Source organism: Chryseobacterium sp. JV558, assembly GCF_033712365.1.
Lineage (GTDB): Bacteria > Bacteroidota > Bacteroidia > Flavobacteriales > Weeksellaceae > Chryseobacterium.
This window is the reverse complement of record NZ_WJHU01000001.1, coordinates 1,236,589-1,249,874: the sequence shown is the minus strand read 5'-3', so window position 1 is coordinate 1,249,874 and position 13,286 is coordinate 1,236,589. Positions and strand designations below refer to the sequence as shown.

The 13,286-nt window shown below is 34.8% G+C and carries 9 protein-coding genes; all 9 read right to left on the bottom strand.

Annotated elements, in window-relative coordinates; all coding sequences use genetic code 11:
- Positions 1–561 precede the first annotated feature (561 nt).
- Entirely contained in the window at positions 562–2,514 is a 1,953-nt protein-coding gene (locus GFU89_RS05770; protein WP_318846242.1) for a hypothetical protein, read from the bottom strand.
- A gap of 800 nt (positions 2,515–3,314) precedes the next feature.
- A complete protein-coding gene (locus GFU89_RS05765; protein WP_318846241.1) occupies positions 3,315–3,959 on the bottom strand; it encodes a response regulator transcription factor in 645 nt (214 codons plus the stop codon).
- A complete protein-coding gene (locus GFU89_RS05760) occupies positions 3,959–4,693 on the bottom strand; it encodes a HAMP domain-containing sensor histidine kinase (protein ID WP_318846240.1) in 735 nt (244 codons plus the stop codon). Before GFU89_RS05760 ends, GFU89_RS05765 begins: the two co-directional genes overlap by 1 nt.
- Positions 4,694–4,754: 61 nt before the next feature.
- Entirely contained in the window at positions 4,755–6,752 is a 1,998-nt protein-coding gene (locus tag GFU89_RS05755; protein WP_318846239.1) for a response regulator, read from the bottom strand.
- Between the two features lie 27 nt (positions 6,753–6,779).
- A complete protein-coding gene (locus GFU89_RS05750; RefSeq protein WP_318846238.1) occupies positions 6,780–8,213 on the bottom strand; it encodes a hypothetical protein in 1,434 nt (477 codons plus the stop codon).
- Positions 8,214–8,223: 10 nt separating this feature from the next.
- A complete protein-coding gene (locus GFU89_RS05745; RefSeq protein ID WP_318846237.1) occupies positions 8,224–11,028 on the bottom strand; it encodes a hypothetical protein in 2,805 nt (934 codons plus the stop codon).
- Between the two features lie 9 nt (positions 11,029–11,037).
- On the bottom strand, positions 11,038–11,838 hold the full coding sequence (locus tag GFU89_RS05740; protein WP_318846236.1) for an Fn3-like domain-containing protein: 801 nt from the start codon (positions 11,836–11,838) through the stop codon (positions 11,038–11,040).
- Positions 11,839–11,919: 81 nt separating this feature from the next.
- On the bottom strand, positions 11,920–12,465 hold the full coding sequence (locus GFU89_RS05735) for a peptidoglycan-binding protein LysM (protein WP_318846235.1): 546 nt from the start codon (positions 12,463–12,465) through the stop codon (positions 11,920–11,922).
- Between the two features lie 200 nt (positions 12,466–12,665).
- Positions 12,666–13,211: a peptidoglycan-binding protein LysM gene (locus GFU89_RS05730; RefSeq protein ID WP_318846234.1), complete on the bottom strand. Its 546-nt coding sequence runs from the start codon at positions 13,209–13,211 to the stop codon at positions 12,666–12,668.
- Positions 13,212–13,286 lie beyond the last annotated feature (75 nt).

Genomic DNA, 13,286 nt, shown 5'->3' with positions numbered 1-13,286 from the left:
CTACTGTACTTCGCAGCCACTTTTTTACTTTCCTGCATTTTTAGAAACAATGATAAATGTTGTCATTGCTAAAATAATGAGTAAAAGCATTCCCAAGAACAAAATCTGTTCATTCATAGTACAAATAACTGGAAACTATTTTATTATTCATAAGTTTTTTAAGAAGAGTTACTTACATGTTTTTTATTTAAATTGTAAGAGACGACAATGTTTTCTTGACTTATACTAACAAATATAAAAAACAGAAAATAAAAATTTAAAAAAAGTATTCAACATTTTAGATTATATAGTTTTGAAACCGTTATGAATAAAGAAGAAAAAATGTTAGTTTAAATTTTAATTACATCGGAATTTGTATTTTTCTTTTGTGTAAGAACCAATAAGTCAGCTTTTACTTGACTTTATTAATTCTATTAGATAGCATTTTTTGAATTTCCTTTCCTTGGTCCAATAATAGATCATCATAGAAAATGCCTCCAATATATTCCCAAATTCCAGTGGCCATATATTTTTTGGACACGTTCGCTAGTTGTTGATTATCTGTGGTTTTGCAGAATTAGATCAAATTTCATTTTCCAAAGAATTTTTATTCATATCTGCAACAATAATACTTCGTGCAATATTTAGGTCGTTTTCGATTTTTAAAACTAATAAAACTAATAAATTTACCAAGATATTGTAATCGTTTTCCTGTTCACTCTCATTATGGCTGTTTGTGGCATGTACGTATTTATTCCTTAACCATAAACCGTTTGAAAATCGATTATTAAGATAAAAGTTAAAATAGTCTTGTTCTGCTCTGGAGAACAACGAACCGGAAAAACCTACCATATCATGTGATTCCATTTCGTCAATTTGTTTTCTCATTTTTTCTGGGAAATGCCAATAGCTTATAACATCGTTATTGTATAGGATACCTATTAAGTTTAATAAATTTTCATTTTCCGGCTTTATATATCCATTTTCATCAACTTTAAGATAATTATCATCGATAAATCTTTGGATATAACCCTTTCGATTATTTTCAAAATGATCTATTGTAATGTTTTCCGAGAGGATAAGGTGATAAAAACACGTATATTGTTTACCATATTTTCCATATTCGAAAAGGAAACTGGTATTACTAAAGAAATTATGACTTAATATAGAGAATCCTTCTCCAGTAGGGTAAACATATTTTCTTTGCATGAGAGAAGGGATTTTTTCAAAACCCGATGTTTTGGTTGTGATTTGTAAAAGTTCATAATCTACGTAGTCGTCATGCACATATAGCTTATATTGTTCTATTAAAGATTCAAACTCTGGAACGATCAGACGAATTTTTTCCAGAGGGGTTCCAGACAAGTTAGGAAGGTATAATTTAAAATGGTCAATGCCAAACTTGTTGTTAATATAGTCATTAACAAAATATTCTAAAAGTTCTTCTATTTTTATATTTAAAGATTTTAGAAAATGTTTATAGATTCCAAATTTTAAGTTACCCAGTAGAATTTTTTCCTCAAAGTAATGTGATAGTAAAAATTCATTTTTAGATCTCATGAAAATTCTTTCAAAGCTGTCTATTTTTGAACTTTTTGAAACCAAATCAATACAGCCTTGAAAATCAATTAAACCAAAAACAGTTTTGAAATTTCTGAATAAGGAAATCCTATTTGTATCTTTCAATAGCCCTTTCTCACTGTATGAAATAATTCGTCTGTCATCTTGAAATATCATTTTTGATATTTCTTCCTGATCTTTAGAAATTGTTACTCCCCATCCAATTACTACAGCATTATTTTTATCAAATATCTCATCATTTAATTTCTTTGATAATCGTTTTGCTTTAAGACGTGTTTTATCACTGACTTTCAAAAACTCCTGATCTTTACTTCTCTCGATTAATCTAACATAATTAAGGTTTGGATCATCAGATTCAAGATATTGATTTATTAAATCCTCTCTGTCTGAAAGAGTAAGAGATTTAGGAAAGAATTTTTCTTTTGGTTTATTGTCATGGCTTGATTCATAATAGTCTAAAAGAATTTCAATATTTTTTTCATTTGATAATAAGTAATCTCTGATTTCCTTTTCAAAAAAAAGTACAATTCTATTACAATACAAAATATCGTTAATATTAAAACCATCTTTTTGAAATAGGTGATCTAAATGTTCACGCTTAATTCTTTTATAAATTTCAAATCTATTAATCAACAACCAGAATGCTTCTTGATAATTGAAGTCAATATCATCATAAAAATCAATAATCTCTTGAGATGTTAATTTATTAAAATAAAGATTAATAATTTTTTTTAAATCCTTTATTTGGAGTCGATACTGCTTAATTATTTTATCATCCCAATCTTGGTGAGTAAACCCATTATCTATATACTCACAAATATGATAAAATTGAAGAATTTCATTAATAATATATGATGATTTTTCATGTTGGCTGTCTAGTAGAAATTCATTGATTGAATTCATCATAGGATATGATGCTAAATCTTCTTTTGAAAAAAATACTATTTTATCCATAATGGATTATTTATTTTATTAAATAGTAAATATTCAAACTAAATATTTACTATAAATACCTACGACATAAAAAGTTAAAGGTTGATTTTGTTTTTGAAGAATAAATCAGATATAAAAATATTAAATTTAAACATTTATTATAAATAAAAATGTAATAAACACAAAATTACTTAAGCCATATAAGATTTAAACTGCACATTATTAATAGATTTTTTATATTTGCAGTTAGAAACTAAAGAGTTCTTTAGTCAAGAGTTAAGATTTTGCAGATTAAAAATATAGAGTAGTGGCAAATTTGTGGCAATTGTCTGAATTTTATTTTAATTATACGATATTCAGATAGTTTTTATTGTCAGGTTCGAATCCCTCTCTCTCCGCTAAAAAGCCTCGAATCAAAAGATTCGAGGCTTTTTTATTGTTGTGAATTTGTCTTAGTATGGATCAAGCGCAAAAGTTGGGGGCTAAGTAAAAAAATGTGTCCGACTTTTTAAATGCTTTTCAATATCACACAATAAACAAAACATTAACCTATTTTTCTTTATAAAAAAGAATAAAATCAATACTGAATCTCTACCTTAAAAGATTCAGAGCACTCTTTCTTCAAAGGTTGTTTGATTCAGAAAAAAATATATCTGATAACACAACGAATTCGTGAGATTGGCTTTTGCCAATCTCTCCTGTTCTGTACATACAAGTGATTTAGCGAAACATCTCCGGAAGGTAGCAGAGTGAAAGATCTTTTTCAGATGTACAAGATCCCACAATTCTCCAGGATGACAATGCGGGAAATAATAGAATGCTTACTGATTATACAGCCTAAGAATCTCTACCAATTCAGGTATGGATCGTATTTTCAGCTTCTCAAACAGCCTGTTTTTATAAGTACTGATCGTCGATGAATGGAGATTAAGTTGATTAGAAATTTCTTTGAGAGGAAGACCTTCAGCAAGCTTATTGGCAATTTGCAATTCGCGGTCTGATAGCGCTTCGAAGGGTGAGTTTTTTGTTGTGCCGTTTATCGATTCTAAAAACATTGCTTCTTTTACATCGTCACTTGCATACCGGCCAGTACTGAGCATCGCCGTCAAAGCAGTTTCAACTACTGCATTGGAGCTTTGTTTACTTAAATAGCCACCGGCCCCCATCTTTAGATAACGCATTGCATACACCTCTTCATCTTGAGAAGAAAATATAAGAATTCTTAAGCCGGGTTGATGCATTTTTATGTAATCAATTGCTTCCTGAACAGAACCATTAGGCATATTAACATCCATGATGGCCAGATCCAATTCTTCCTTTAAAATTACTTTGTACAGTGACTTAAAATCCTCTACTTCAGAGATTATAGCATCAGGGCGGAGGCGTTGTATGGTTTGTATTAAACCCATCCTGACAATACTATGATCATCTGCTACAATAATACGAACGTTTACTTTTAAACCCATTATTCTATAAATTTACGTACAAAAATGGAAACCGTAGTGCCTTTATTTCCTGTGGAAGTGATTTGAATGTTTCCGTGCATCAAGGATACAAAATTTTTTACAATTTTCAAACTTAATCCAACTCCTTTCTCACCAGCAGTACCAAGGAATAGGGGGTTACCATAAGTGAAGATTTCAGATACATATTTTTCATCCATTCCCGTTCCGAAGTCGATCACGGAAATTGTCACCTGATGATCATCTGTAACTTCCTGCAAGTGAATATCGTTCCCAGAAAAAGAGTATTTTACTGCATTATTTAAAATTTTGTCTAAAACATATTCCAGCAACAAACGATCGGTAGTAACAAATGCTTTGGGATCTCCTTTAAAATGAAATTTAATGTTTTTTTCTTTTAGTTTAGCTGCATATTTTTCTTCAAAATGGTGAAAAAGATCCACCACCATGATTTTTTCAGGTTTAATCTTAAATTCCCCATATTGCGTTTTTAACCAAGAGGTGCTGTCCTGAATGGTTTGCAGATTCTTCTGGGCATCGAATTTTAACTGTGGCAACAATTTAAAAAAATCTTCCTCACTTATGGTCTTTTCTTCTACCGCTTCTATCAGCCACAGAAAATTTCCAAACATTTCCTTTGAATCGTGAGACAATATCGAGATCAGTCCATTTTTAAAACTGATTTCATTTTCCAGTCTTTCGATTTTTAATTGTAGTTCGTTATTAAGGTCATTCATAAATTCTGTATCAAAGCTTAAAAAAATCTACTCTGGTATTTCTTTAAGCATAGTTTATTATTTATTCTTTTTCGATTTCTGTACCAAACCATTTTTGAATCATATTAGACAGGGTTTGTTTTAATAAAGGTTTGGTTAAAAAATCTGACATTCCGGCTTGCATACATTTTTCTTTCTCACCAGGCAGGCTCCCTGCTGTTAGTGCAATAATAGGGATTTCGATGTTTTTTTCCAAGGCTCTTATTTCTTTGGTTGCTTCAATACCATTGAGATGAGGCATCTGAATATCCATTAAAATAAGATCAGGATTCTCTTTTTGGTATTTTTCAACCGCTTCAGTGCCATCTTTTGCCTCGATGATGAAAGCTTGAGGAATAATATCCTTTAAATAAGTTTTGGTAAGAAGTAAATTAATAGCATTATCCTCCGCAATTAAAATTTTTATTTCGCGCTCGTTCACTTCACTTGCTGCATTTTTTATTTGCTCCGGTTTTTTCTTTTCAGAACTCTTTAAGGAGGATAAAACCTGGTACATCTGTTTCATACGAATCGGTTTTACAAGCCGATTTTCTATTTCTAATTCGTCACATGCAGCCTGTAAATTAGTATCATCGGACGAGCTGTACAAAACAACATACGGCGCTACATGGTTGGCGTCGGGAATAATACTTTTCATTTTTCTAATGGTTTCAATGCCATCCATGATGGGCATATGATAATCCATAATGATCACATCGAATTTGGATTTGTCCATGATCAATAGCAAAGCCTTCAACCCGCTATCGCATTCAGTTACTTCGATATTTTTTCGTTCCAGCATCCTTTTCAGGATTTTCCGATTGTTTTCATTATCGTCCACAATCAAAACTTTCTTAATATCAGTTAAGCTTAAATCATACTCCTCTTCCTGCGTGTCGAACAGAATATCAAAGAAAAAGTTGCTGCCCTTCCCCTGATCGCTTTCGAGCTGTAAAACACTGCCGGCAAGTGCCAGGATTTGGTTCGAAATGGTGAGTCCCATACCAGTACCCCCATATCTTTTAGTAATACTGCCATCTTCCTGTGAAAAAGGGTTGAAAATTTCAGCCTGTTTTTCGCTGCTAATTCCAATACCTGAATCGCGAACTCCAAATCGGATTCGTCTTTTTCCTTCTCCTAAATCATCTAAAACTTTAACATATAAAACAATCTCACCTTCCTCAGTAAATTTTAAAGCATTACTCAAAAGGTTGACGAAAACCTGTTTTAAGCGAATCTCATCAGTCCAAATATATCTAGGTATGGTGTCGTCAATATCGATGAGCATTTCTAATTGCTTTTTAGTATTACTGTACGCAACAATATTGAAGGCTTCTGAAACCAGTTCTTCGATCTCTATTTTATCTAGGTTTAGCTTAAGTGTTTGCTTTTCTAATTTTGAGAAGTCCAAAATATCGTTGATGATGCTGTATAGGGATACACCGGATTGGTTGATGATTTCCAGATACTGTCTCTGTGTTTCGTTCAGATTCGTTTCCAGAAGGAGCTCTGTAAAACCGATAACCCCATTTAACGGGGTTCTGATCTCATGACTCATATTGGCCACAAACTCTGATTTTAAAGCATAGGCTTTTTCTGCTAGTTCTTTTTCTTTACTCAAATGCCATTTTGACGCTTGGTTCAATATCTTGTTGACCAACTCTTCCTCTGCTTTATCTAAATTTTTCTCTTCCTTGTCGAATAAATTTAAATGAGCGATCAGATTGTCCTCAAGACCGGGGATGGGATAACTTCTATGAAATTTAAATTCCACGTTCTTAAACTCATAAACCGAAGCCTGGTCTTCCAAAAGAAAGTGAGGATTCTGGGGATAGATCTGACTGGGGGACGCATCACTGGAAGCGAGAACATAAACTTGCCCTTCCGCGGTAATGCTCATGGTGCAAAGCTCCATGTTGGTCATCTTAGCCGCCGCGAACACTAAGAAATCAAAAACATCGGTATATTTTTTTTCGAATGCATTTAATTTATCAATATAGTGCTGATCCGGTGATTGACTATTGCCATTAATATGGTCCATAAGGAAGAGTTTTTTTAGAAAGTATTGTTAAATTGCTGTAAAGCTATAATAAACATTGATAGAGTAGGTGGTATTTTCCTTCCCTACCAAACTTTGGGCACCCGCAGGTGATATGGTGTATTTTACGTTCAGTCCCCGGTCCAAAACCGGTGCTCCGTTAAAGAGTATTTTTTGAGGTGTTTTGGATAAGGGAGCATTTACAGAACTTCCATCTATGCCAATTTGTAATATGTTGGAATTGATGTTGGTCTGCAGACCGCCTTTCTTGAAATAATTTTCGTCCGATTTTACATAGAGCTCAAAATTTTCATTATTGGATAACATAATTTGGTTGGGAATCATTTGTGACTGACCATTGGTGTATTGGGCCGCGGTATTAAAATTGAAGTTTACATTGCGCCCGGAACTGGGGATGGTGATCTCTGACAGAGGAAGCACTTTTAACTGAACAGCCGTATTTTGCAAACTGTTAATTGAGTTATCTGTACTTCTGGCATTGAAGTTCAATTCAAACGTATAAGTTCCGGCTTCAAAAAAAAGGTTTTTAAAATCATCCGCAGACACATAAAGCTCCGGAATAAAGCTGTTTCTGTTTCCCGCTACAACACTGAAATTAGCAGCGGAAAAATTCTGGAAATCGGCAGATAAGGCTTTTGTCGTAAGTGCAGCTCCATTACTACCCAATTTAATGCTTGCTATATTCCTGGTTCCCGGAACACCTTTAGAAGAAGTGAACTGAATGTTTGTGGAAGCAGCTTTCGCCCAAAAGTTAAAATCGACCGTATGCGCGATTTCCGTATTCCCCAAATCCCACACCCGCGTACTAGTATTACGGTAATCATTCAAAGAAGATATTTCTATGTATTTTGTTAAAGAGTTTGCAATCCATCGCATAGATGGAGGAATGACTAAAATTGTTTTAAAATTACGTGGTGTGAAGTCATTATAGTTCTGAGTTATATCCATGGAGTAATTCCCGGCCCGGAAGGCATTGGCAGTAAATTGTGAGGAAGGAATTTTAAATGTAAAATTGATATTTCCCCGGTTGAATCCTCCCCCGATACTGAGGGATGGTGGTTCAAACCATTTTACAGCACTTGTACTGAACGACTGAAAACCTGGCAAATAACCTGAAAGTCCAGTATAGGGTAGCTGCCCGCCCATACTTTCTAACTGCCACAGAAGAGTGGAGCTGGGTAAAGTAGATGAGGAAGAAGAGTGAGTAAAAGTTGGTCCGGAAACAGAGGTAAATGTAGGAGCTGTTGGGAGTAATCCCAAAAAGGCATAATCCCAGTTTGTTCTGTTGGCGTTCGTCATTACCCTTGTAGGTACTGAGGTAAATTCGCTCCTGTTAAAAATATTACTGTCAGGAATCGACAGGTACACATCCTGAGCTTTAGTGACTGTAGACCCGCAGAACACGGTAAAAATTCCTATTAGAAAAACCCTCATCTTTTTCATACTTTTAAATTTAAAACTTTTTCACCTTAATGGTGGTGTCTTTCTTCTTATATTCAAAAACTACGGTTTTTGAATACCCTTCTTTTGTCACCTGAATAGTTTGGGTGGGTTGTGTATAGCTGTATTTGTCATTTTCAATATAGAGGTTGTATTTTCCATCTTTCAGGAAAAACTCAAACTCATTTTTTTGGTTCACCACAGCAGTATAGACCATACCATCTTCACTTTTTGCATACACCACTATTCCGGTCACATCCGTTTCCAAAACATCGTAGGCTTGCTTGATCTCTGTTAATTTACCACTTACCCTGATGTTTTTTACCAAGCCCACTTTGCGGTTAATATTGCTATGTACCATAATGACAGGATCCATCATCAATCGGGCACCTGCACTTTCGTTCACCTTCAGTGTGTAAGTACCTTCAGGTACATTCTGAAAAACTACTTTTCCATTCTTATCTGTCATCGCTACATAATTGTCCAGTTTTACAATTTCATTAGCAAGTACCGATTCGCCGGACTCCAGAAGTCCATTAAAATTTTTATCTTCAAAGAACTGGAACGACACTTTATGATTTCCTAGAGCCGTAGCTGTGGTAAAATATTTTTTAATCCCCACTCTGAACTGATAATAACTGCCACTGGTTGTGTATTCAGCCGTAGATTTATAACCGGAAAGATTAAAATAACCTGTGGTAGACCATGAAGGTGAAATTTTATATTCCAGATTACCAGTGATATTACTGTTTAAATTTTTATAAAGTTCAGAATAGAAGGCGCCAGCTGAAAAAGATCCAGTCAGATTATGATTAAACATCTGGAAATTATATGAGGCGTAAACGTTATAGTTGGCGAAATTACGGCTTACATCATAATAAGAATTTAAATCAAAGACACTGGTTGCGTTCCATTGGGCTGTTCCGTTGAGGGAGAATGATTTATATCTATAAGATAAAGTTGTTTTTAAACTGTTGAACCAGTCCGCTTTATTGTTCTCTTTTGAATAAGAATATTCTGCCGTCAGGTTCAATCCGTGGGCACCTAATGTAGTACTGATATTAGCTTCCAACCGGTATGAAAAAAGTTCCTGGGATGTGTAAAAATTAGCTGTTTTTTGCTTTTCAACCTTTGGAGAGAGTAGAAAACTCCACTTCTTTAAAGAAAACTGATAACCTAATCCCAAAGCTTCTGTGCTGTTGAAATAATAACGTAAATTAGAGGTATTTCCAGGTTGGGTTGATGCATCCTGAAAACTCAGGAATTCGGGCTCTATCTGTGAATTCTGATATTGTATAAAAGCACGCTGAGAGGTAGAAAATTGGCGGCCAATCCTTTGATTTGAGAAAAAGGATCCCCTTTTGATCCCTGCATAACTTTTGGTAGCAAAGGAATTGACAGACTGTATATCCCAGTTCCCTATTTTTCCATCGTAATTGGCTCCCATTGAAGCTCCTGCATTTTCATCTTTGTTCAAAAGCCCTTTTTCGTGGCTCAGGCCAACCTCCGTTCGGATTGTGTTTTTATCGTTAATTAAAAATGATGTTACCGCATTCGCTACCTGCGTATCTATGTTAAAGCGCGGATCATGATCGAATATGTAAGACACTTTCCCATTGAAAGATTTAGCATTCCCAAAAGCATATTTTGCACCCGCGATGGTAGATCCTTCTGTTTGTTGGAAATAAGTACCATACAGATTATAATTATTTTCCAGCGCAAGAATTTCAATCTGATTATTGTTACCAAATTTGGTAGAAACTTTCCCACCTCTTCCGAAAACCGGATAATCGTAATCACTGCTATTAACATTTCCCAACCGTAATACTGTATTTTTTCTCTCCAGCTCCAGCCAGGTATCATACAGGTTATAACGGCCGTCTTCAACATAGTAATCTGCACCGATATTGAAGTTCGATTTTAAATTATCAGTCACCCGAAACGCTGTATTTCCCCTCAATTGAAGATAATTGAAACCTGAACTGTTTTCATTATAGCTGATTTCCGCAAAATTACTTCCGCTCACCGCTTCATTTCCGCGGGCAAGTTGTCTGTTATGCGACAAAATGACTAAGTAAAGCGTGTTGCTTCCCACTATTTTATTATCAAGCAGGTCTGTGACAATTGCATTGATATTAAATTCCGGATAAAGTGTATTCTGTTTTCTTACCGCAATTTTGATCTCAACCGTTTGTTTTTCCAGACCTTCAAGAGATATGGTTTGTTGTTTTGGCATTATTTCCAAACCGTCAGGAATGGATTGCAAATCAATTCTAACAGTTCGTTTACTATAACCCTGATTTTCTACAGTCAGCAGAATTGAAGATTGGGGCAACGCGGGGTTAATGAAATTTTCGTAGGTGGCGGTATAAACTGCGATGTTTTTGTTCTCTTCTTTAGCAACGAAGAAAGAGGCATTTTCAGTTTTGGTAACCGTTGGGCTGGTATACGAAACCTGAAATTTGATCTCATTGGATCTCAGTTTCATAAAATCCACGTTGGCGATCAGCTTCACTGGAAGATTTTTAGACTGACCCGCACCTAAGGTAAAGTCATTTTTGGGATAGAAAAGCAATCCCGGATATTTTTCCTGAGGTATGATATTCTGAATGGTAATCTCTTCAGAACTTTTATTCTCAATGACCAGGAAATTAGTAAAAGTAGAACCCTTCTCAACAGCTACACTGTCATTTTCAAAATGGATTTGAATATCCTTCTTTTCCTGCGCAAAAGCCCACGAAAATTGCAGAAGAACAAATACAAAAAATAAGATTGTTCTTCTTAGTACTGATATTGATATTCCATTCTGTGGTTTCAAAGCTTAATTTTAAAATTTAAAGTTTTTTTCTCCTACACGTAAATCATTGGATTCTGCCATTTTGATAATAGCCACACCAAGGAAGTTCCCTGAAATATTCTCTGGTAAAGAAAATTGAACAACCTGATTGGTATCCGGAAGCATGGAGATAGAAATTGAAGGCAATTTTATTTCCTTACCACTGTCTGTGTTGGTTAGTTCAAACTCAACAGTGGCATCATTGATAGTGTTTCCATCATTATGAATGCTTACTGCGACTTTTCTGTTCGCTGCATTCTCATTACTTACCTCTGAAATATTGGTAATATCCAAACTTTTCACATGGTTTCCCAGTGGAGTATAAAAGATGTGAAGTCCCACCTCAAACAAAGTGATAATACCAATACCATTCTGAACACGTGCCTTATCTGCCTGCTGAGGAAGTTGCGTGAAAAACAACATACTGTTCGTAACGGCAGACTGTGATGCGTTTGCCGGGATCTGCATGGTTACTACAATCTCCTTTGTACTTTTCGCAGGAACTGTTACAGCATTTTCTAAGGTGGAGATCCAGGAGGCATTGGAAATTTTTGAACTGCCTGCCTCAAGATAAACCTTATTTCCGTCTTCTTCTCTAACCCAATCTTTATAGTTGAGATTAAAAACATAATCCTTGTCCGAGCTGTTTTGAAGCGTGACTGTCTTTGTTACTTTTTCTCCTGGATTACCTGTGAAAAACAAGCGTGTAGGTGACATAGAGATACTTTGTGCCAGAAGTGAGGAAGACCCTGTGAGGATAAAGAAAATGAAAAGGTGAATAAACTTGTGCATGGTGTAAATAGTTTAATAATAAAAGATTCCCAAAACTACTGAAAACATAGCAAAAGGAACCTTTGCAAACTAAAAATTTAATTATAAAGCAGTCGCAGTATAAGTTACTGTTTGTGTATAAGTTCCGGCTGGTTTACCTAAAATATCAGAAGATGATGATTTGGCTGCTGGAATAGTGTAGTCCAGATTCAGTGTTAATGCACTTCCAAGCGGAGCGTTTGATACTAAAGTTTGATCCGTTGCAGATAAAACTACAGCGCTTTTTGTTCCACCCATTGTTCCGGCAGCTGTAGCTGCTTTTATAGTCAGAACATTTACAGGGATTAAGTTGGTTCCATTCATAAAATTAGCACCTCCTGCTTTTACTTTAACATTAAAGTTCTTTGTGGAAGTAACTTTTAAAGAGTTGGCTTTAGTAATCGTTTGATCAGAGTTATAATCTGCTGCAGTAGCATAGTTAAAGTCAACCGTGTTACCAATTGCAGTACTTCCTGCGTCGATAGAGATTACATCGTTCAGAGTAATGTTTACCGTTGTGGTTGCTGTTGTATTTTGAGCTTGAACATTGTTCGTTCCTAAGATGATTGCTCCAAAAGTTAAGGCTGCGATTACGATTTGTTTTTTCATGATGGTAATATTTAATTTTTATTCTTGTTTAATTGTTCTCTTTTGAACACTACAAATCTACAGCGGTGATAAAAGTTTCTTTGTAGTGGAAAACGGAAGTTCATGTAGTAAAATCACTACAGGATTACTCATTTGGTTTAAATAGAAAAACCCTCAGTACTGAAAAGTGCTGAGGGCAAATATATTGATGTGTTTTTTTATTATAAAGCAGTCGCAGTATACGTTACTGTTTGCGTATAAGTTCCGGCTGGTTTACCTAAAATGTCAGAAGATGATGATTTTACCGCTGGAATAGTGTAGTCTAAATTCAGTGTTAATGCACTTCCAAGCGGGGCGTTTGATACTAAAGTTTGATCCGTTGCAGATAAAACAACAGCGCTTTTTGTTCCACCCATTGTTCCGGCAGCTGTAGCTGCTTTTATAGTCAGAACATTTACAGGGATTAAGTTGGTTCCATTCATAAAATTAGCACCTCCTGCTTTTACTTTAACATTAAAGTTTTTTGTGGAAGTAACTTTTAAAGAGTTGGCTTTAGTAATCGTTTGATCAGAGTTATAATCTGCTGCAGTAACATAGTTAAAGTCAACCGTGTTACCAATTGCAGTACTTCCTGCGTCGATAGAGATTACATCGTTCAGAGTAATGTTTACCGTTGTGGTTGCCGTTGTATTCTGAGCTTGAACATTGTTCGTTCCTAATATGATTGCTCCAAAAGTTAAGGCTGCGATTACGATTAGTTTTTTCATGATAGTAATATTTAAATTTTATTTAATTGTTCTCTTTTGTATACTGCAAATTTACAGCGGTGATAAAGGTTTCTT